Origin of the sequence: Streptomyces sp. NPDC050439, from assembly GCF_040655335.1 — a bacterium.
In the GTDB taxonomy this organism is placed as follows: domain Bacteria; phylum Actinomycetota; class Actinomycetes; order Streptomycetales; family Streptomycetaceae; genus Streptomyces.
The window spans coordinates 327,798-347,549 of sequence record NZ_JBFAJT010000006.1; the positions used below are offsets into that span (position 1 = coordinate 327,798).

General features: G+C 68.4%; 19 protein-coding genes and 1 tRNA gene. 11 read left to right on the plus strand and 9 right to left on the minus strand.

Features of this window, described 5'->3' with window-relative positions; genetic code table 11:
• The first annotated feature begins 35 nt into the window (after positions 1–35).
• A complete protein-coding gene (locus AB0I66_RS26020) occupies positions 36–932 on the plus strand; it encodes a rhomboid family intramembrane serine protease (RefSeq protein WP_363210349.1) in 897 nt (298 codons plus the stop codon).
• A 278-nt stretch (positions 933–1,210) separates the two neighbouring features.
• Here AB0I66_RS26020 and crgA read toward each other — a convergent pair whose 3' ends face one another.
• Positions 1,211–1,465 (minus strand): cell division protein CrgA, encoded by a 255-nt coding sequence (crgA, locus tag AB0I66_RS26025; protein WP_160506128.1) that lies wholly within the window; start codon positions 1,463–1,465, stop codon positions 1,211–1,213.
• Positions 1,466–1,557: 92 nt separating this feature from the next.
• Here crgA and AB0I66_RS26030 point away from each other — a divergent pair, with 92 nt between their 5' ends.
• The 6 genes from AB0I66_RS26030 to AB0I66_RS26055 are packed head-to-tail and all read left to right on the plus strand — an operon-like array spanning position 1,558 to position 5,979.
• Positions 1,558–2,328 carry a DUF881 domain-containing protein gene (locus tag AB0I66_RS26030; RefSeq protein ID WP_363210350.1) on the plus strand — a complete coding sequence of 257 codons (771 nt, stop codon included), beginning with the start codon at positions 1,558–1,560 and terminating at the stop codon, positions 2,326–2,328.
• A gap of 34 nt (positions 2,329–2,362) precedes the next feature.
• Entirely contained in the window at positions 2,363–3,055 is a 693-nt protein-coding gene (locus AB0I66_RS26035; RefSeq protein WP_363210351.1) for a class E sortase, read from the plus strand.
• Between the two features lie 31 nt (positions 3,056–3,086).
• Positions 3,087–3,248 (plus strand): hypothetical protein, encoded by a 162-nt coding sequence (locus AB0I66_RS26040; RefSeq protein WP_190083025.1) that lies wholly within the window; start codon positions 3,087–3,089, stop codon positions 3,246–3,248.
• A 2-nt stretch (positions 3,249–3,250) separates the two neighbouring features.
• Positions 3,251–3,898: an aminodeoxychorismate/anthranilate synthase component II gene (locus AB0I66_RS26045; RefSeq protein WP_363210670.1), complete on the plus strand. Its 648-nt coding sequence runs from the start codon at positions 3,251–3,253 to the stop codon at positions 3,896–3,898.
• Complete coding sequence (locus AB0I66_RS26050) at positions 3,895–5,202, plus strand: class E sortase (protein WP_363210352.1); 1,308 nt, start codon at positions 3,895–3,897, stop codon at positions 5,200–5,202. Before AB0I66_RS26045 ends, AB0I66_RS26050 begins: the two co-directional genes overlap by 4 nt.
• 24 nt (positions 5,203–5,226) lie before the next feature.
• On the plus strand, positions 5,227–5,979 hold the full coding sequence (locus AB0I66_RS26055; RefSeq protein WP_363210353.1) for a class E sortase: 753 nt from the start codon (positions 5,227–5,229) through the stop codon (positions 5,977–5,979).
• 79 nt (positions 5,980–6,058) lie between these two features.
• Here the strand turns inward: AB0I66_RS26055 and AB0I66_RS26060 are convergent, their stop codons facing one another.
• From AB0I66_RS26060 to AB0I66_RS26090, 7 genes are all read right to left on the minus strand, one after another.
• Positions 6,059–6,412, minus strand: a complete 354-nt coding sequence (locus tag AB0I66_RS26060) for a peptidase inhibitor family I36 protein (RefSeq protein ID WP_363210354.1) — start codon at positions 6,410–6,412, stop codon at positions 6,059–6,061.
• Between the two features lie 182 nt (positions 6,413–6,594).
• Positions 6,595–8,607: a Stk1 family PASTA domain-containing Ser/Thr kinase gene (pknB, locus tag AB0I66_RS26065; RefSeq protein WP_363210355.1), complete on the minus strand. Its 2,013-nt coding sequence runs from the start codon at positions 8,605–8,607 to the stop codon at positions 6,595–6,597.
• Between the two features lie 168 nt (positions 8,608–8,775).
• A complete protein-coding gene (locus AB0I66_RS26070) occupies positions 8,776–10,239 on the minus strand; it encodes a penicillin-binding protein 2 (RefSeq protein WP_363210356.1) in 1,464 nt (487 codons plus the stop codon).
• A complete protein-coding gene (locus AB0I66_RS26075) occupies positions 10,236–11,663 on the minus strand; it encodes an FtsW/RodA/SpoVE family cell cycle protein (protein WP_363210357.1) in 1,428 nt (475 codons plus the stop codon). Before AB0I66_RS26075 ends, AB0I66_RS26070 begins: the two co-directional genes overlap by 4 nt.
• 26 nt (positions 11,664–11,689) lie before the next feature.
• Positions 11,690–13,237, minus strand: coding sequence for a Stp1/IreP family PP2C-type Ser/Thr phosphatase (locus AB0I66_RS26080; RefSeq protein WP_363210358.1), 1,548 nt, complete (start codon positions 13,235–13,237; stop codon positions 11,690–11,692).
• A 120-nt stretch (positions 13,238–13,357) separates the two neighbouring features.
• Complete coding sequence (locus AB0I66_RS26085; protein WP_361828992.1) at positions 13,358–13,882, minus strand: FHA domain-containing protein; 525 nt, start codon at positions 13,880–13,882, stop codon at positions 13,358–13,360.
• A gap of 10 nt (positions 13,883–13,892) precedes the next feature.
• Positions 13,893–14,786, minus strand: coding sequence for a DUF3662 and FHA domain-containing protein (locus AB0I66_RS26090; protein WP_363210359.1), 894 nt, complete (start codon positions 14,784–14,786; stop codon positions 13,893–13,895).
• Between the two features lie 427 nt (positions 14,787–15,213).
• Here AB0I66_RS26090 and AB0I66_RS26095 point away from each other — a divergent pair.
• The 4 genes from AB0I66_RS26095 to AB0I66_RS26110 all read left to right on the plus strand — a co-directional run bounded on the left by AB0I66_RS26095 (position 15,214) and on the right by AB0I66_RS26110 (position 18,505).
• Positions 15,214–15,300, plus strand: a tRNA-Leu gene (locus AB0I66_RS26095).
• 257 nt (positions 15,301–15,557) lie between these two features.
• Positions 15,558–17,054, plus strand: a complete 1,497-nt coding sequence (locus AB0I66_RS26100) for a DUF2252 domain-containing protein (protein ID WP_363210360.1) — start codon at positions 15,558–15,560, stop codon at positions 17,052–17,054.
• 253 nt (positions 17,055–17,307) lie between these two features.
• Entirely contained in the window at positions 17,308–18,135 is an 828-nt protein-coding gene (locus AB0I66_RS26105; RefSeq protein WP_363210671.1) for a J domain-containing protein, read from the plus strand.
• 22 nt (positions 18,136–18,157) lie between these two features.
• The gene (locus AB0I66_RS26110; protein ID WP_363210361.1) at positions 18,158–18,505 is read left to right on the plus strand and encodes a rhodanese-like domain-containing protein; all 348 of its coding nucleotides are present in this window, start codon (positions 18,158–18,160) and stop codon (positions 18,503–18,505) included.
• Between the two features lie 2 nt (positions 18,506–18,507).
• Here the strand turns inward: AB0I66_RS26110 and AB0I66_RS26115 are convergent, their stop codons facing one another.
• Positions 18,508–19,641 (minus strand): acyl-CoA dehydrogenase family protein, encoded by a 1,134-nt coding sequence (locus tag AB0I66_RS26115; RefSeq protein WP_363210362.1) that lies wholly within the window; start codon positions 19,639–19,641, stop codon positions 18,508–18,510.
• Positions 19,642–19,752: the final 111 nt, after the last annotated feature.

Consider the following 19,752-nt stretch of genomic DNA (forward strand, 5'->3'; position numbering starts at 1 on the left):
TAGCTGTGCCTTCGTACGGACATTGAGGGGACCCCATGGACCAGGCACCAGGAAGCCCGCAGGGGCCACAGGACGCAGCGAACCTGCCCGGCTGTTACCGGCATCCGGATCGCGGGACCGGCATCAGCTGCACCCGCTGCGAACGGCCGATCTGCCCGGAGTGCATGATCAGCGCTTCGGTCGGCTTCCAGTGCCCCGAATGTGTGCGCGAGGGCTCGGGCACGGGGCACTCGCCCGCGGCGAACCAGCCGCGCACCATCGCCGGTGGCTCGATCGCCACGGATCCGCGTCTTGTCACCAAGATCCTGCTCGGCCTCAATGTCGCGGTGTTCATCGCCGTGCTCGCCATGGGCGACCGCCTGGTCAATGAGCTCTTTTTGCTCGGGGCCTGGCCGCCCGAGCCCTGGGTGCCGACGGAAGGCGTCGCGGGAGGCCAGTGGTACCGCCTGGTCACGTCGATGTTCACGCACCAGGAGATCTGGCACATCGCGTTCAACATGCTCGGCCTGTGGTGGCTCGGCGGGCCCCTGGAGGCGGCGCTCGGCCGCGCCCGCTATCTCGCGCTGTACTTGCTGTCCGGCCTGGCGGGCGGCGCATTGACCTACGTCATCGACTCCCCGAGCCAGGCCTCGCTCGGGGCATCCGGCGCGATCTTCGGCCTGCTCGGCGCGACCGCGGTCCTGATGCGGCGCCTGAACTACGACATGCGCCCCGTCATCGCGCTGCTCGCGCTGAACATGCTCTTCACCTTCACCTGGAACGGCATCGCCTGGGAGGCGCACGTCGGCGGTCTGGTCGCCGGTGTCGCGATCGCGTACGGGATGGTGCACGCGCCCCGCGAGCGGCGGGCACTCGTGCAGTGGGGGACCTGCGCGGTGGTGCTTGTCGTGGTCCTCGCGGCTGTGCTCATCAGGACCGCCCAGCTCGTCTGACGGTCGCATATGACGGGCGTTGGCCGAGGTTGTCCACAGCGTGTGCTCGCGCTTGTGCATTCCGTGGGGAACAACAGTGCCCCTTGTCGCTGACCTGGGTTTCCCCAGGAGGGACAAGGGGCCTGTGAGGGCGTGCGGGCGATCAGCCAGTCATACCGGCGTCAACACCATGAGAGTTATCCACAGATCGTCTTTCTTTTCCCCAGACAGCGCCGGGATGTGGATAGCGCTGTGGATAACTCAGGGCAAGGCTTGCGTTCAGCCCTGCGGGAGGGGCGCTACTTCCACTGTGTGGAGACGCCGAACCCCGCAGCGATGAAGCCGAAGCCGACCACGATGTTCCAGTTGCCCAGCGGGTCGATCGGCAGCTTGCCGTCGGTGACGTAGAAGACGACGATCCAGGCGAGTCCGATGAGGAACATCGCGAGCATCACCGGAGCCACCCAGCTGCGACTGGTCAGCTTGATGTTCGTCGCCTTCTTCGCGGGCGGCGTGTAATCGTCGGCCTTCTTGCGGATCCGTGACTTCGGCACGAGGGTCTCTCCTGTCGATACGGGGAGCTGAGCCCTCCCCCGGGCGTCCGTTAGCGTAGTGCTTCCGCGGCGCTGAAGGAGATAAGGGTACGTTGAGCAATTCCGCCGACTCCCCCGCAGGTCCGGGTCGCCGTCCTCGCTGGCGGCCGGTCCGGTTGCTGACGGCCGCCGTTTTCGCGCTCGCGGGCCTCCTCTTCTTCACCAGCTTCAACACGGCCAAGGGCACGAACATCCGCACCGACGCCTCGCTGCTGAAGCTCTCCGACCTGATCGAGGAGCGCAGCCACAAGAACGGCAAGCTGGACGAGTCCAACGGCACGCTGCGCGACGACGTCGAATCCCTGGCCGAGCGCGACAACGGCGGCACGAAGGCCGACGACGCGCGGCTCAAGGCCCTGGAGAAGAACGCGGGCACCAAGAAACTCAGCGGTGAGGCGGTCTCCGTCACCCTCGCCGACGCCCCGCCGAACGCCACCGCCAAGCTCCCCGGCTACCCCGAGCCCCAGCCCAACGACCTGGTCATCCACCAGCAGGACCTCCAGGCCGTGGTCAACGCGCTCTGGCAGGGCGGCGCCAAAGGCATCAAGGTCATGGACCAGCGGCTCATCTCCACCAGCGCCGTCCGCTGCGTGGGGAACACCCTGATCCTCCAGGGCCGCGTCTACTCGCCCCCGTACAAGGTGACCGCGGTAGGCGACCCGGAGAAGCTCAAGACGGCGCTCGCCGCGTCCCCGGAGATCCAGAACTACATGCTGTACGTGAACGCGTACGGCCTCGGCTGGAAAGTCGACGACGACGGGGCGATGACTCTTCCCGGCTACTCGGGCACAGTGGATCTCCACTACGCGAAGCCCGTGGAATAACCCGTGGAGTAAGCCGCTGGGGGAGCCTGTGTCGGTGCGAGTGCTCGTCAGGACGTTCAGCGAACTGTGCATCACCGTCGGCACGTTGATCGTGCTCTTCGTGGTGTACGTCCTGTTCTGGACCGGCGTGAAGGCCGACAACGCCATGGACAGCCAGATCGACACGCTGCAGGACCAGTGGGCGCAAGGGTCGGTGCCGGCGCACACGGACGACGCGCCCTCGAAGGCGACGTCCCCGAAGAAGCCCGCCCCCTACGAGGACGGCAAGCCCTTCGCCGTCATGTACATCCCGCGGCTTGGTTTCACGTGGAACAAGCCGGTGCTCCAGGGCACCGGCACCGAGACCCTCAAGAAGGGCCTCGGCCACTACGGGGACACCGCGCAGCTCGGCCAGCGGGGCAACTTCTCGGTGGCGGGCCATCGCCGCACGTACGGAGACCCGTTCAAGGACTTCCCGAAGCTGCGGCCGAACGACGCCGTGGTCCTGACCGACGGCACCACGTGGTTCACGTACCGCATCGACAACAAGCCCTACAAGACGCTGCCGGGCGACACGGGGGTCATCGACGCGGTCCCCCGCAAGTCCGGATACGACGGGCCGGGCCGTTACCTCACCCTTACGACCTGTGAACCAGAGTGGGGACACAGCCACCGGTTGATCGTCTGGGCGCACCTCGATGCCACCCAGCCCGTAGAGGCCGGGAAACCGGAGGCACTACGCCGTTAGTCTGGTGCCGTACGGCTACGGAAGGGACGGCATGTACGGCTGGATCTGGCGGCATCTGCCGGGAAACGCATGGGTAAGGGCGCTGCTTTCGCTGGTGCTCGTCTTCGCTGTGGTCTACGTGCTCTTCCAGTACGTCTTCCCCTGGGCCGAGCCGCTGCTTCCCTTCAACGACGTGACGGTGGACGGCCAGTGAGCATCGACGCACGGCCGGGCCGCATCCTCGTCGTCGACAACTACGACAGCTTCGTCTTCAACCTCGTCCAGTACCTCTACCAGCTCGGCGCCGAGTGCGAGGTCCTGCGCAACGACGAGGTCGAGCTGCGCCACGCGCAGGACGGCTTCGACGGCGTCCTGCTCTCGCCCGGCCCCGGCACGCCCGAGCAGGCGGGTGTCTGCGTCGACATGGTGCGGCACTGCGCCGACACCGGAGTGCCCGTGTTCGGCGTCTGCCTCGGCATGCAGTCGATGGCGGTGGCGTACGGCGGAGTGGTGGACCGTGCGCCGGAGCTGCTGCACGGCAAGACCTCTCCCGTGGTCCACGAGGGCAAGGGTGTCTTCGCGGGACTGCCGTCGCCGTTCATCGCGACGCGCTACCACTCGCTCGCCGCCGAGCCGGCCACCGTCCCCGCGGAGCTGGAAGTCACCGCGCGCACGGAGGACGGCATCATCATGGGTCTGCGCCACCGTGAACTGCCGGTCGAAGGCGTGCAGTTCCACCCCGAGTCGGTGCTCACCGAGCACGGCCACCGCATGCTCGCCAACTGGCTGGTGGAGTGCGGGGACGCGGGGGCCATCGGCAGGTCGAGTGGGCTGGCCCCGGTGGTGGGCAGGGCCACGGCGTGACCGCGGTGCGTCCCGAGCGCGATTCCTCCGGAGTTCCGTACGACGAGCAGTACGCGTCGTACGGGGAGCCTGGGGCGTTTGAGGAGCCCGGGGCGTTCGAGGCGGCTGTCGATCACCTTGCCGATCCGCTGACGGACCCGTTGCCGGGCCAGCCGGGCCAGCGGGGTCAGCATCCTTCGCCGTGGTTCCGCAGCGGGCCCACCGAGCCGGAGCCGCAGCCCGCGCCCGAGCCCGTGCCGCAGCCCGTGCCCGAGCCCGTACGGGAGCAGCCCCAGGAGCAGGAGTGGTACGACCCCGAGGGGTACGCCCGCGATTGGTACGGGCCGCGGGAGCCGACGTACGAGGAGCTGTACGGGGCGTACGCCCCCCAGCAGCCTCAGCCTCAGCAACCCCAGCCCCCGGTGGACGACGAAACCGTAGGCCTGCGCACCGCGGACACGCGCCGAATAGCCGAGCCGGAACCGACCACCCCCGCTTCCCACGACGGACCACCGGAAGGCGGAGGCCGGGCCGCCCGCCGCAAGGCCGCCAAGAAGGGCCCCGCGCGCACCGCGAGCACCTCCAGCGCCTCGGCAGGATCAGCCGCCCCCCTGTCCCGCGTGGAGGCCCGTCGCGCCGAGCGGGCCCGCAAGCCCTCAGCGGGCGCCGTGGCGAGCCGAGGCATCGGTGAACTGTTCATCACGGTCGGCGTCCTGATGCTGCTGTTCGTGACCTACCAGCTGTGGTGGACGAACATCCGCGCCCACCAGCAGGCCAACGGCGCCGCCAGCGACCTCCAGGAGAAGTGGGCCAAGGGCAAGGGCAAGCCCGGCGCCTTCGAGCCCGGACAGGGCTTCGCGCTCCTGCACATCCCGCGCCTGGACGTGGTCGTGCCGATCGCCGAGGGCATCGACAAGTCGAAGGTCCTGGACCGCGGCATGGTCGGCCACTACAACGAGGGCGGCACCAAGACGCCCATGCCGGACGCCAAGACGGGCAACTTCGCGGTCGCCGGGCATCGCAACACCCATGGCGAGCCGTTCCGTTACATCAATCAGCTCGAACCGGGCGATCCCATCATCGTGGAGACGCAGGACAAGTACTTCGTCTACAAGATGGCGAGCATCCTGCCGCAGACCCAGCCCAGCAACACCGCGGTGATCGGACCCGTACCGCCGGGGTCGGGCTTCACCAAACCGGGCCGGTACATCACACTGACCACCTGCACCCCGGAATTCACGAGTAAGTATCGAATGATCGTCTGGGGCAAGATGGTCGAGGAACGAGCGCGCAGCAAGGGCAAACCGAGCGCACTCGTCAACTAGCACGGTGAGAACGGGGCAGATCCAGTGGCAGCCACGACCGACCACGACGAGGAGCAGGCGGAGGAGCAGGCCGAGGCGCCCGCGCCCGCGCGCACACCACGGCCACGGGGGCGAGGTCCTGTCGCCACGGCGGTCAGCGTCTTCGGTGAACTCCTCATCACCGCGGGCCTGGTGCTTGGCCTCTTCGTCGTCTACTCGCTGTGGTGGACGAACGTCGTCGCGGACCGCGAGGCGCACCAGCAGGGCGACAAGGTGCGCGACCGCTGGGCGGGCGGCCCGGGGAACCTGAACACCAAGGACGGCATCGGCTTCCTGCACGTGCCCGCGATGGGCAACGGCGACATCCTGGTCACGAAGGGCACCAGCAGCAAGGTGCTCAACCACGGTGTCGCGGGCTACTACGAGGACCCCATCAAGTCGGCTCTCCCCCAGGACAAGGAAGGCAACTTCACGCTGGCCGCGCACCGCGACGGCCACGGCGCGAAGTTCCACAAGATCGACAAGATCAAGAAGGGCGACGCGATCGTCTTCGAGTCCCGGGACAAGTGGTACGTGTACAAGGTGTACTCGACCCTCCCCGAGACGTCGAAGTACAACGTGAAGGCCCTGAACCCCATCCCGAAGGAATCCGGCGCGAAGAAGCCCGGCCGCTACATCACCCTTACGACGTGCACGCCGGTCTATACGTCGAACTACCGCTACGTGGTATGGGGCGAGCTGGAACGCATCGAGAAGGTCGACAACAAGAGGACGCCCCCGGCGGAACTGCGCGACTAACCGCCGCAGGAGAGAACCGAAGGGTCCGCTCAGGCCCGCTCATCGCCCCGGCCGAGGCGATGAGCGGACGAGGAGACCCTCAGGTCACGGCCTTGTAGCTCCGGAACGGCATAAAGCCGTCCTTGATCTTCACGCCCCAGTTCATCGACGCGACAGAGCCCTTGCAGTTGGGCTTGCTGTAGACGTTGATCATGTGCGGAGTGTGGTTGTTGACCGACCGCACCTTGAAGTGGGTCTCCCGCACGCACACCCCCTTGGGCGCGATGCCGCCAAAGCTCCGGCCCTTGTAGTTCTCCTTCGACCAGCCGCAGATCTTGTTCTTCTCGCAGAATCCGCTCGCCGCCTGCGCGGGCGCGGCGAAGGTCGTGACACTGACGCACGTGGCGGCGATGGCCACGCCGATGGTGAGAGCTCTGCTCCTGTACGAGCGCATAGGTGTTCCCCCAGCTCGGGTATGTAAAAGATCTTGGTCGAGATCGATCTTAGTGCTGGGCCGCAGCTGAGCTGCCGGGAGGTCATCCAGGTACGACGTTCCCGGGTACGACGGAGCCTGGATACGACAAAGCCCCGGACCGCGTCTCTGCGGTCCGGGGCTCCGTCGTACATACGGCCGGGTCAGTCCTCGCTGTTGCGGGAGAACCCTGCGTTGCCTCCGAGGAAGCCACCGCCGTCCCCGCCGCCTCCGTTGTCGCCGCCTCCGTTGTCGCCCGGGTTGCCGCCTGCCGTGGTCAGGTTGATCGCGGTGTCGGGTGCGACCTGCTGGCCTGCCGGCGGGTCCGAGAAGACGACGAGGGCTCCGTCGTCCTGCGGGCCGGTGATGGTGCCGACCGTGAGGCCGGCATCCTCGATGGCCTTGCGGGCGTCCTTGAGCTTTTGGCCGGTGAGGGCCGGAACGGATGTCTGCTCGGGCTTCTTGGCGACCTTCAGGGTCACGGTCGAGCCGGGGTCGGCCTGGCTCTGCGCGGGGAGGCTCTGCGAGATGACCTTGCCGGCCTCCACGGAGTCGCTCTCCTCTTCCTCGCACGTGCCGACGAGGTCGTTGGTCTTCAGCTGGGCCTTGGCCTCTTCGCAGGTCTTGCCGCTGACATCGGGGACCGTGGTCTTCTCGGCCGCCTTGGCGACCTCAAGGGTGATCTTGCTGCCCTTTTCCACCTCGGTGCCGGCGAACGGGTCCTGGTCGAGAACCTCACCCGGGGTGCCCGAGGACTCCACGGGCTTGGTGTCGACCTCGAACTGGTACTTGTCGCCCTCGAGCTTCTTCGTGGCGGCGTCGACGTTCAGGCCGATGACCTTCGGGACCGCCACCTTCCGCGCGCCCGTGGAAACGACCACCGAGATCGTGTCGCCCTTGTTCACCGTCGCGTTCGCGCCCGGGTCCTGGGAGCAGATCTCGCCCGCGGGGAACTTGTCGCAGGGCTTCTTCTCGGAGGCGTCGAGGACGAGGTCCACGTTCTTGGCGGACTTCTTCGCGTCCGCGAGCTTCTCGCCGACGAAGTTCGGCGCCTTGATCGAGTCGTCGCCGCCACCGCCCCCGGTGAACGCCCACTTGCCGATCAGGATCGCGCCCACCAGGACGAGGAGCCCCGCCAGGACCAGCAGGATCGTCGAGGTGTTGCTCTTCTTCTGGCGGCGCCGCGAGTGATCGTCGTAACCGTCGTCAGGGCCGCCGACCGGCGGCATCATCGAGGTCTGGCCGCCGCCGTTCTGCGGGCGCAGCATCGCCGTCTGCTGGTCGTCCGGGTGGCCGCCGTAACCGACCGCCCCCATGGCCGCGGTGGCCTGGACGGGCTGGCCGTCGAGGCAGGCCTCGATGTCGGCGCGCATCTCGTCGGCCGACTGGTAGCGGTAGTCCGGGTCCTTGGTGAGGGCCTTCAGGACGATCGCGTCCATCTCCGGCGTGATCTCGCCGTCGAAGACGCTCGGGGCCTGCGGCTCTTCCCGTACGTGCTGGTAGGCGACCGCCACCGGGGAGTCCCCGACGAAGGGCGGGCGCACCGTGAGGAGCTCGTAGAGCAGACAGCCCGTGGAGTAGAGGTCGGAGCGCGCGTCGACCTGCTCGCCCTTGGCCTGCTCCGGCGAGAGGTACTGCGCGGTGCCGATGACCGCCGCGGTCTGCGTCATCGTCATGCCGGAGTCACCCATGGCGCGGGCGATGCCGAAGTCCATGACCTTGACCTGGCCGTTGCGCGTCAGCATGACGTTCGCGGGCTTGATGTCGCGGTGGACGATGCCGTTGCGGTGGGAGTACTCAAGGGCCTGGAGGATGCCGATGGTCATCTCCATGGCGCGCTCGGGCAGCAGCTTGCGCCCGGAGTGCAGCAGCTCACGCAGGGTGGAGCCGTCGACGTACTCCATCACGATGTACGGGATGGAGACCCCGTCCACGTAGTCCTCGCCGGTGTCGTAGACCGCGACGATCGCAGGATGGTTGAGCGAGGCGGCCGACTGGGCCTCGCGGCGGAACCGGGCCTGGAATGACGGGTCGCGCGCGAGGTCAACGCGCAGCGTCTTCACCGCCACGGTGCGTCCGAGGCGGGTGTCGTGCGCGAGGTAAACCTCCGCCATCCCGCCTCGGCCGAGCACCTGGCCCAGCTCGTACCGCCCGCCGAGGCGACGCGGCTCTTCCATAGCTAATCCAGCCCTCTCCGTCAGTCCCGACCGCACCCTTGTGTGGTCCGGCGGTGTGCTGTCCGGGCATACCGTACCCGGCCCGCCTTACGTGACCCGGCCACGACCGTCACCCGATACAGGACCGGTATCGCAACGTGCACTGATGTGGAGAGGCCGTGACGGGGGTCACTTCTTGCTGTCGAGCACCGCCTGCATCACGTCCTTGGCGATGGGGGCGGCCAGACCACCACCGGAGATGTCGTCGCGGCTGGCCTTGCTGTCCTCGACGACCACGGCGACCGCCACCGGCGAACCGTTGTCGGTCTTGGCGTAGCTGATGAACCAGGCGTAGGGGTTCTCGCTGTTGTCGACACCGTGCTGGGCCGTACCGGTCTTGCCGCCGACGGTGACACCGGGGATCTTGGCGTTCGTGCCGGTGCCCTCGTTGATCACCGTCTCCATGATGTCCTGGAGCTTCTGCGCGTTCTCCTCGGACAGCGGACGGCTCATCTCCTTGGGCGCGTGCTTCTCGATCACGTCCAGGTTCGGGGCCTGCAGCTCGCTGACCATGTACGGCTCCATCAGCTTGCCGTCGTTGGCGATGGCCGAGGCGACCATGGCCATCTGCAGCGGCGTCGCGGCCGTCTCGAACTGGCCGATGGAGGAGAGCGCGGTCTGCGGCCGGTCCATCTTCTCGGGGAAGACGGAGGCGTTAGAACGGACCGGCACGAACTGCTCTTCGTTGAAGCCGAACTTCTCGGCCGTCTCGAGCATCTTGTCCTTGCCGAGGTCCGAGCCGATCTTGCCGAAGACGGTGTTGCAGGACACCCGCAGCGCCTCGCGCAGCGTGGCGTTCTTGCAGGGGATGTTGCCCTCGTTCTTCAGCGGCGTCTGGGTGTCGGGCATCGTCCAGGGCAGCGGCGACTTGGTCGGCGCGTCGACGTCGGTGACGAGCTCGTGCTCCAGGGCCGCCGCTGCCGTCACCGCCTTGAAGGTGGAGCCCGGCGGATACGTCTCGCGCAGCGCGCGGTTGAGCATCGGCTGGTCTTTGTCCTTGTCCAGCTTCCCGAACTGCTCGGCCTCCTCGTTCGTGTTGCCCGCGAAGGTCGAGGGGTCGTACGAAGGAGCCGACGCCAGCGCCAGGATCGCGCCCGTGGACGGGTCGATCGCGGCGACGGCACCCTTGCCGCGGCCCTTGAGACCGTCGTACGCGGCCTTCTGGGCGGCCGCGTTCAGGGTCGTGACGGCGTTGCCGCCCTCCTTCTTCTTGCCCGTGATCATGTCCAGGCTGCGGGTGAAGAAGAGCCGGTCGTCGTTGCCGGTGAGGATGCCGTCCTCGATGGACTCGATCTGCGTGGCGCCGATGCGCTGCGAGGCGAAGCCGGTGACGGGGGACCACATGGGCCCGTTCTTGTACGTCCTCTTGTACTTGTAGTCACCGCTGCCGGCCTCTTTGGACCCGGTGATGGCCTTGCCGTCGACGATGATGTCGCCGCGCGGCTGGGCGTACCGCTCGATGGAGACGCGGCGGTTCTTGTCGTGCTCGGCCAGCGTGTCGGCCTGTACGTACTGAAGCCAGTTGTCCCTGGCGAGCAGGGCGAGGACGAGCAGCCCGCAGAAGACCGCGATCCGGCGCAGGGGCTTGTTCACGGTCGGACCACCTGCGTCATTTCGGCGTCGGGGTTGGGGGCGGGAGCCGGCGCCGGGCGGCGCGCGGTGTCACTGATGCGGATGAGGATGCCGATGAGGGCCCAGTTGGCGATCACGGAGGAACCGCCGTTCGCGAGGAACGGCATGGTCATACCGGTCAGCGGGATCAGGCCCATGACGCCGCCGGAGACGACGAACACCTGGATGGCGAAGGCACCGGACAGGCCGATCGCCAGGAGCTTGCCGAACGGGTCGCGGGCGGCCAGCGCCGTACGCACACCGCGCTCCACGATCAGCCCGTAGATCAGCAGGATCGCCATGACGCCGGCCAGACCGAGCTCCTCGCCGAAGGTGGCGAGGATGAAGTCGGAGTTGGCGGCGAAGCCGATCAGGTCGGAGTGACCCTGGCCGAGGCCGGTGCCGAGCACGCCGCCCGAGCCGAACGCCATCAGGGACTGGGCGATCTGGTCGCTGCCCGTGGAGGCGATGACGGCGTCGGAGAACGGGTTCAGCCAGGCGTCCACACGCTCCTGCACGTGCGGCTCGAACGTGGCCACACCGACGGCGCCGACCGAGGACATCACCAGACCGAACACGATCCAGCTGGTGCGCTCCGTGGCGACGTACAGCATCACGACGAACATGCCGAAGAACAGCAGCGACGTACCGAGGTCGGTCTCGAAGACCAGGATCAGGATGGACATCGCCCAGACCACGATGATCGGACCGAGGTCACGGCCACGCGGCAGGTAGAGCCCCATGAAGCGGCGGCTGGCCAGGGCGAGCGCGTCGCGTTTCACCATGAGATAACCGGCGAAGAAGATCGCGATGACGATCTTCGCGAACTCACCCGGCTGGATGGAGAATCCGCCGACGCTGATCCAGATCCTGGCGCCGAAGACGTTCATGCCCAGACCCGGCACGAGCGGCAGGAGCAGCAGGACGAGCGCGGCCACCATGGAGATGTACGTGTAGCGCTGCAGGACGCGGTGGTCCTTGAGCAGCAGCAGCACGCCCACGAAGAGCGCGATACCGATGGCCGAGTACATCAGCTGCTTGGGCGCGGACGCGCTGAAGGAGCCCGTCGCCGCCTTGGCGAGGTTCTGCAGCTTCTCCGACTGGTCCAGACGCCAGATGACCACCAGACCGAGGCCGTTGAGCAGCGTCGCGAGCGGCAGCAGCAGCGGGTCCGCGTAGGGCGCGAACCGGCGCACCACGATGTGGCCGACGGCCGCGAGCAGCCCGATGCCACAGCCGTAGCCGAGCATGCCGGGCGGCAGCTTGCCGTCGAGCGCGAGGCCCACGTTGATGTAGGCGAACAGCGGGATGACGACGGCGAACGCGAGGAGCGCGAGCTCGGTGTTGCGCCTGCTCGGCGCCCCGATCGCGCCGATGGTCGACGTGTGTGTAGTGCTACTGCTCATGGCGTGCAAAGGCCCCCAACGGCTGCTTACTGCTTACCGCACAGCGGGACCAGCTTCTCCTCGTCCTCGGAGAGGCTGGGGCCGGGTGTGGGAGTCGGTGCGGTCTTGGACTTGTTCTTGTCGGTCGAGCTGTTCTTGTCGTTCGTGTCGTTCTTGTCCGTCGGATCCGTCGGATCATCGGTGGGAGCCTTGGCCGACAGGCCGGTCGTGCCGCCCGCCTCACCCTCACCGGGCTTGGCGTTCTCGCGCTCGGCCTCGCGGCGCTTGGCGTCCTTCTCGCAGGCCGAGGCCTGCATGCTGAGCTCCTCGATCTTGCTCTTGGCGTCGTCGAGATTGCCCTCGGGAATGGTCCCCTCGACCTGCTTGCGCTGATACGGCGGCAAGTACTTGAGTTCGATCTTGGGGTAGTCCTCCTCGACCTTCGACAGGCTGACCCACGCCAGATCCTGGTCGATGCCGCGGTACAGGGCGACGTTCTTGTCGTTCGTGCCCACGTAGTACTGAGTCTGCGTCCAGCGGTAGCCGCCGTACAGGCCGCCGCCGATGACCGCCAGGGCGAGCACCGTGTAGAGCGATCTCTTCAGCCACTTGCGGCCACCGCCGGGCTTGACGAAGTCCTCGTCGCTGTACGCCCCGAAGTTCCCCTCGGGCACGTACCCCGTCGTGTCACCGCTCCCGGGCGGCCCGAAGCCGCCCCCGGAGGGCTGCGGCGGCACCGGACGGCCCAGGCCCGACGCGCGGCCCGCAGGCGTCTGCATGGCGCCGTCGTCCTGCGCCTGGAGCTGGTTCTCGGCGACAGCGCCGACGACCACGGGGGTGTCGGAGAGCTGACCGGCGAGGGTGTCACCGCTGTCGATGTCCAGGACATCGGCGACGATCACCGTGATGTTGTCGGGGCCACCACCGCGCAGCGCGAGCTGAATGAGCTCCTGCACGGTCTCCTGAGGGCCCTGGTAGCTCGCGAGGGTGTCTTCCATCGTCTGGTGCGAGACGACGCCGGAGAGACCGTCCGAGCAGATCAAGTAGCGGTCGCCGGCGCGGACTTCACGGATGGAGAGATCCGGCTCGACATGCTCACCACTGCCCAGCGCGCGCATCAGCAAGGAGCGCTGCGGGTGAGTGGTGGCCTCCTCTTCGGTGATCCGGCCCTCGTCGACCAGACGCTGCACCCACGTGTGGTCCTGGGTGATCTGCGTCAGGACACCGTCCCGCAGGAGATAGGCGCGCGAGTCGCCCACGTGTACGAGACCGAGGCGCTGCCCCGTCCACAGCAGGGCCGTCAGGGTCGTCCCCATGCCCTCGAGCTGGGGGTCCTCCTCGACCATCAGGCGCAACTGGTCGTTGGCGCGCTGCACGGCGGTGCCGAGCGACGTGAGGATGTCCGAACCCGGCACATCGTCGTCGAGAGTGACGAGCGTCGAGATCACCTCGGAGCTCGCCACCTCACCCGCGGCCTGGCCCCCCATGCCGTCGGCGATCGCGAGGAGCCGCGGACCGGCATAACCCGAGTCCTCGTTCCCCTCCCTGATCATGCCTTTGTGCGATCCGGCGGCGAAGCGCAAAGACAGACTCATGCGCACCTCGCCCGTCGGCTCCGGGTACATCCGCACGGTGCCCACCCTCCGGTCGGGAGCGCGCTGGCGTCCAGTGTGTGGACCGCGTCGGCTCGCTCGCTCCGCTCGCTCATTTTCGTACTACTTCCGCAGCTCGATGACGGTCTTGCCGATGCGGATCGGCGCGCCCAGCGGAACAGGCGTCGGGGTGGTGAGTCGGGTCCGGTCCAGATACGTGCCGTTGGTGGACCCGAGATCCTCGACGATCCACTGGCCGTCACGGTCCGGGTAGATCCTGGCATGCCTGCTGGACGCGTAGTCGTCGTCCAGCACGATCGTCGAATCGTGCGCCCGGCCCAGCGTGATCGTCTGGCCCTGCAGGGCGACCGTCGTGCCCGCGAGGATCCCTTCGGACACGACCAGCTTGCTGGGGGCGCCACGGCGCTGCCGCCCGCCGCCCTGCTGCTGGCGCTGGGGAGGTGGTGTGGCCGCCTGCTGTTGCTGGCGGGCGGCCTGCTGCGGTCGCGCGTTCTCACGGCGCGAACCGCGCTGTGTGACACGTGTTCCGAACAGGTCGCTACGGATGACCTGGACGGCCACGATCACGAACAGCCACAGAACGGCTAGGAAACCCAGCCGCATGACCGTCAGGGTCAGCTCTGACATTGCCCCCGCTTCACCCTTCGGCTTGCCGGTAAACGATGGTGGTTTGGCCCACGACGATCCGCGAGCCGTCGCGGAGCGTAGCGCGGGTGGTGTGCTGCCCGTCTACCACGATGCCGTTGGTAGACCCGAGATCCTGGATCGTCGAGGGCGTTCCGGTCCGGATCTCACAGTGCCGGCGCGATACGCCGGGGTCGTCGATCCGCACATCGGCGTCGGTGCTGCGTCCCAGCACCAGCGTCGGGCGGGAGATCTGATGGCGATTGCCGTTGATCTCGATCCAGCGCCGCACCTGCGCACCCGGAAGAGGTCCGGCGCCGGGCCCCTGAGGACGGTTCGGCACCGGTGCGGGTCCGCCCGGACGGCCGCCGGGAGGCGGCGCGGCGGGCATGGGAGGAGGGCTGGAGGGCTGAGCGGGCTGTGGGTAGCCATAGCCGCCACCCGCGCCGCCCGCAGGGGGCCTGGCGGGGCTGTGACCGGCGCCCGCGGGGCCCGAGGGGCCGGCCGGGGCGCTGTCGGGACTCTGGGAGGTGCTGGACGCGAGCGTGCGGCTGCGCACCCGGTACAGGCCCGTGTCGAGGTCCTCGGCCTTCTCCAGGTGCACCTTGATGGGGCCCATGAAGCTGTACCGCTGCTGCTTGGCGTACTCCCGCACCATCCCGGACAGCTCGTCGCCGAGCTGCCCCGAGTAGGGGCTCAGGCGCTCGAAGTCGGGCGCGCTGAGCTCCACGATGAAGTCATTGGGGACAACGGTCCGATCGCGGTTCCAGATCGTCGCGTTGTTGTCGCACTCGCGCTGCAGGGCGCCGGCGATCTCGACGGGCTGGACCTCGGACTTGAACACCTTGGCGAAGGTGCCGTTGACGAGACCTTCGAGTCGCTGCTCGAACTTCTTCATGACTCCCATGGGGCACCTCCTCCGTCGTAGTCATCCTGGTACTGCTTACTGATCGTATCCACGCGCCGGGAAATCGGCTGGTTCCCCCTGTCCGCCCAGTCGATGAGTGTCGCCTCTCACAAGGCATGCCCGCACCAGGGTTCCGGGATCCGTCCGGGCTCCTCTCAGGCTCCTCTACCAGGGATCGTAGAGGGGGCCTCAAACCAGTGTCGCGCACCCGACTGCGGAGCTTCGCCGGGTACGGCGCAAGTCGGTCGGTCGGACGGTCGGCCTCACCCGGTTCTCTCCGGATCAACAGGGCAGGTGCCCCCGAATAGGGATGTGAATCCACCCCTGCCAGCGTGCTAATCTTCTGGATGTCGGAAGGCGCTCGCACCAAACAGTGTTCGCACACAGTGTTCACACCAGACGGTGAGAGACCCAGGACAACACCCATGCGCGGGTGGCGGAATAGGCAGACGCGCTGGATTCAGGTTCCAGTGCCCGAAAGGGCGTGGGGGTTCAACTCCCCCCTCGCGCACCATGTGGAGCGGGTCTCCACCAGGACGAGAGTCCTGGTGGGGGCCCGCTTCTCGTTGTGCTCCAAGTTGCGTTCCGGGGCAAGGGTCCTGGCCGACTGCTGGGTGATGATCATGGTGATCTATGTCACCGGCCGCCGGGTCGGTGCGCCGAGTTGTCCACAGCTCGTGGGTTGTCCACAGGCTCTGCCGCCGCCCGGCACCCGGCGGTACCTTCATGCCAGGTGAGCCCGCGGGGGGCGCCCGGACGGTGGGGGTGAACATGACGGAGTTCAAAGGTGCGCGACTGCCGTACGTGGAGGGGTTCGCGCGGTGGCCCTCACAGCGAGGCGAGGCGCGTGCGGCGACCTCGGAGGGTGCGGCTGCTTCGGAGGGTGTGACTGCTTCGCAGGGTGCCGCCGGGGTGGCGGTCTCGCCGAAACGGGAGGGCAAGGCGTTGCGGGCGAGCGTCAGCCGTGCCTCGCACGAGTGGTTCGTCGAGGACGACGGCCGCCCCGATCCGGTCGACGCCGTGCAGGAGACCAACCGCAGCAGACTCCCGGAGCTCACACCGATCCGGACGGGCAGGATGACCGCCTCGCCCTTCGCCTTCCTGCGCGGAGCAGCCGGACTGATGGCGTACGACCTCGCGCGGACACCCGTGACGGGGATCGGCGCCCAGATATGCGGCGACGCCCACGCGGCGAACTTCGGCCTGTACGGGGACGCGCGGGGCGGGCTCGTCATGGACCTGAACGACTTCGACGAGACGGGACACGGCCCCTGGGAATGGGACGTGAAACGGCTCGCGGCCTCCCTCGTGCTCGCCGGGCGTGAGGCCGGTGCGAGCGACGACATCTGCAAGGAAGCGGCGTTCGACGCGGTGGGGGCGTACCGGCGCACGATGCGGCTGCTCGCGAAGCTCCCCGCGCTCGACGCGTGGAACGCCATCGCGGACGAGGAGCTGGTCTCCCACACGGACGCGAAAGACCTGCTCGGCACCCTGGAGAGCGTCTCCGAGAAGGCACGGCACAACACGAGCGCCCGGTTCGCCGCCAAGTCCACCGAGCGCACCGAGGACGAGTCCGGCTTCACGGGCCGCCGCTTCGTCGACGCCCCACCGGTGCTCCGCCGAATACCGGACGCGGAAGCGGCCGAGGTCGCGGCCGCCCTCGCGGACTACGTCGGCACGCTGCCCGAGGACCGGCTGCCGCTCCTCGCGCGGTACGCCGTCCAGGACGTGGCCTTCCGCGTCGTGGGCACCGGCAGCGTGGGCCTGCGGTCGTATGTGGTGCTGCTGCTCGACCACCGGGGCGAGCCGCTGGTGCTCCAGGTCAAGGAGGCAAGGCCCTCCGCTCTGCTGCCGCATCTGCCCACGGTCGGCTTCACGGTGCCCGAGGTCGCGCACGAAGGGCACCGGGTGGTGCTCGGGCAGAAGCGGATGCAGGTGGTCAGCGACTTCCTCCTGGGATGGACGACCGTGGCCGGGCGGGCCTTCCAGGTGCGGCAGTTCAGGAACCGCAAGGGCAGCGTGGACCCGGCGGCACTGGCCGCCGACCAGATCGACGACTACGGCCGCATGACCGGAGCCCTGCTGGCCCGCGCGCACGCCCACAGCGCCGACCCACGGCTCATCGCCGGCTACGTCGGCAAGAACGACGAGCTGGACACGGCGATGGCGGCGTTCGCGGTGACGTACGCGAACCGCACGGAGGCGGACCACGCGGAGCTGGTGCGTGCGGTTAAGGAGGGGCGGGTGGGGGCTGAGGTGGGGGTTTGAGGGTGAGGGGGGTGGGTTGAGGGGGTGGGGGAGGGAGGGGGTGGGGGAGGCCCCCTCCCTCCCCTCCCCTTCGATTGCGGGAAGTGTGGGGAGAGGGTTCGGCAGGCTCCTGCAAGGCCTCCTGCAAGGCCTCCTGGGCAAGGCCTGGCTGCCGCTCCGTCGGGGTGGGGGCACGGTGGCCTAGGCTGGTCGGGTGACGACCCCGGAAGCCGAGCCTACGCAGCCTCAGACGCCCGATCCCGAGCCCGATCCCGTGACCGCTGGTCGCGAGGGGCCTGACGGGGCGGCGGGGCAGGGCGGCGGCGCCGCGCGGCCGGAGGACCGGCTGGAGAAGGCCGTACGGGCGGCGGAGCAGGCGCTGATCGAGTACGAGATCGCCGTCGAGACGTTCCGGGTCGAGGTGGAGAACTTCTCCCGGCTGCACCACCAGAAGCTCGGCCCGATGTACGCGCGCCTCGACGAGCTGGACGCCGAGATCGCCGAGGCCCTGGCCGCCCGCAGCGGTGACCCCGAGGACCGGCGCAAGGCGGACGAGGCGCGGGCGCGGGTCATGCCGATGCCGGGGGTCGAGGAGCTGTTCCACGGCTGGATGGACGGTGAGGGCCTCTATCCGGAGGCCGCCGCGATGCTGACCGATCAGTCGGTGCGGCCGCCGCAGCGGGTGCGGCCCAGTGACGAGGCCCGCAAGCTCTACCGCGAGCTCGTCCGCAAGTCCCACCCCGACCTCGCTCAGGACGACCAGGAGCGTGGCCGCCGCGAGGAGTTCATCACGCGGGTGAACGCCGCGTACGCGCGTGGCGACGTCCCCTTGCTGCGGGAGCTGTCCGAGGAGTGGGCCGCGGGCCCGGTGCCCGAGCAGCAGTGGCCGAGCAAGAGCGAGGAGCTCTACGCCCGTCTTGAGTGGCTCTCCCAGCGCAAGGAGCTGCTCTCCGTGGTCGCGCGGGAGCTGGAGGAGGGTGCGATCGGCGCGATGCTGCGGATGGCGCCGGACGATCCGGATCAGCTCCTGGAGGAGATCGCCGAGCAGTTGCTCGCGCAGGTCACCGAGCGTGAGGCGGAGCTGGCGCGGCTGACCGCCTAGCGGGTCGGGTAGCGTCGGACGCATGGCTTTCGGATCTCATGTGCCCACGGTCGGTGTCGACGACCTCGCGAGCGGCGACTTTCTCCTTGACGTCCGTGAGGACGAGGAGTGGCAGGCGGGTCATGCCGCGGGTGCGCTGCACATCCCGATGAGCGAGTTCGTCTCCCGTTACGGCGAGTTGACCGAGGCCGCCCCGCAGGACGGCAAGGTCAATGTCATCTGCCGGGTCGGCGGTCGTTCGGCGCAGGTCGCCATGTATCTCGTCCAGCAGGGGGTCGACGCGGTGAACGTCGACGGTGGCATGCAGAGCTGGGAGGCCGCGGGCCGGCCCGTCGTGGACGACAAGGGCCAGCCGGGCGTCGTGATCTAGTTTCAGCCGAGGGGGTGGGCGGCCAGTAGGTCGCCGAGGGCCTCTTCGTGTGCTGCTGCCGGGCCGAGGGACAGCTCCAGTTGCTTGGCCCACGCGTGGTAGCGGTGCAGGGGGTAGTCGGTGTCGGAGCCGAAGCCGCCGTGCAGGTGCTGGGCTGTCTGCACCACCCTTCGTACGCCGTCGGCTGCCCAGATCTTGGCGACGGCGACGTCTCCCGTGGCGGGCAGGGCGCCGCTCGCGCCGGTGCTGATGCGCCAGGCGGCCTGCCAGAGGGTGACCTCCATGGCGCGCAGGTCGATGTAACGGTCGGCGGCCTGTACCGCCACTGCCTGGAAAGTGGCGACGGGGAAGCCGAACTGCTCGCGTTTGCCGGTGTATTCGGCGGTCATGCTGAGCACGCTCTCGCCGAGGCCGAGTGCGAGGGCGCAGGTTCCGGTGGTGAGCAGGTCGCGCAGCCCGTCCCAGGCTCCGTCGGTCTCGATGACGTCGGTGGCGTCGATCCGTACGCCTTGGAGGCTGATCTCGCCGAGGTGTTCGCCGCTCGTGGACACCTGCTCGGCGAGGGTGAGGCCGTCGTGTTCGCGGGGGATCAGGGCGAGGACGGTGCGGCCTGCGGATGTGTGGGCGGGCACCACGATGAGGTCGGCGTTCTGTGCCCAGGGGACGGCGGTCTGTGTGCCGTCGAGCTGCCAAATGTCGCCGTCCTGGCGTGCGGTGACGGCCAGTTCGGCGGGGTCGTGCCCGCTGCGGCCGTTCGCCGCGACGGTGAGGACGAGCTCGCCGCGGCCTGCCTTGGGCAGGATGCGCTGCTTCAGGTCCTTGCTGCCGTGGGTCTGCACGGCGTATGCGGCGGCGCTGCTCTCCAGGAGCGGCACTCGGGCGAGTTTTTTCGCGGACTCGCGCAGGATCAGGCAGAGGGCGATGGCGTCCAGGCCCGCGCCGCCGTGTTCGGGGTCGAGGAGCAGGCTGAGCAGGTCGGCTGCGGCGAGCTTGGCCCACAGGGGGCGGTCGAAGTCGTCGGCGACGGCGCCTGGTACGAGGGCGGGGCTTGGTACGCCGTCGGGTGTGACGGAGGCGAAGAGCGCCTTCGCCGCTTCGACGGCGGCCTGCTGTTCCTCGGTGAAGGTGAAGTCCACTGCTTGTCCTCCCGCGCACCGGCCCGACGGTTCTGTGTCTGCCACGCCCGCCGTTTCTGACGGGTCGTCAAGATAGAACAGGTTCTACGGGAAGGGAACAGCGAAGGCCGC

What these genes read in the sequence shown, in the direction of transcription:
- AB0I66_RS26020 (WP_363210349.1), top strand. Translation starts at nt 36, where the DNA reads ATGGACCAGGCACCAGGAAGCCCGCAGGGGCCACAGGACGCAGCGAAC.
- AB0I66_RS26040 (WP_190083025.1), top strand. Translation starts at nt 3,087, where the DNA reads ATGTACGGCTGGATCTGGCGGCATCTGCCGGGAAACGCATGGGTAAGG.
- AB0I66_RS26060 (WP_363210354.1), bottom strand. Translation starts at nt 6,412, where the DNA reads ATGCGCTCGTACAGGAGCAGAGCTCTCACCATCGGCGTGGCCATCGCC.
- pknB (WP_363210355.1), bottom strand. Translation starts at nt 8,607, where the DNA reads ATGGAAGAGCCGCGTCGCCTCGGCGGGCGGTACGAGCTGGGCCAGGTG.
- AB0I66_RS26075 (WP_363210357.1), bottom strand. Translation starts at nt 11,663, where the DNA reads ATGAGCAGTAGCACTACACACACGTCGACCATCGGCGCGATCGGGGCG.
- AB0I66_RS26080 (WP_363210358.1), bottom strand. Translation starts at nt 13,237, where the DNA reads ATGAGTCTGTCTTTGCGCTTCGCCGCCGGATCGCACAAAGGCATGATC.
- AB0I66_RS26085 (WP_361828992.1), bottom strand. Translation starts at nt 13,882, where the DNA reads ATGTCAGAGCTGACCCTGACGGTCATGCGGCTGGGTTTCCTAGCCGTT.
- AB0I66_RS26090 (WP_363210359.1), bottom strand. Translation starts at nt 14,786, where the DNA reads ATGGGAGTCATGAAGAAGTTCGAGCAGCGACTCGAAGGTCTCGTCAAC.
- AB0I66_RS26100 (WP_363210360.1), top strand. Translation starts at nt 15,558, where the DNA reads ATGACGGAGTTCAAAGGTGCGCGACTGCCGTACGTGGAGGGGTTCGCG.
- AB0I66_RS26110 (WP_363210361.1), top strand. Translation starts at nt 18,158, where the DNA reads ATGGCTTTCGGATCTCATGTGCCCACGGTCGGTGTCGACGACCTCGCG.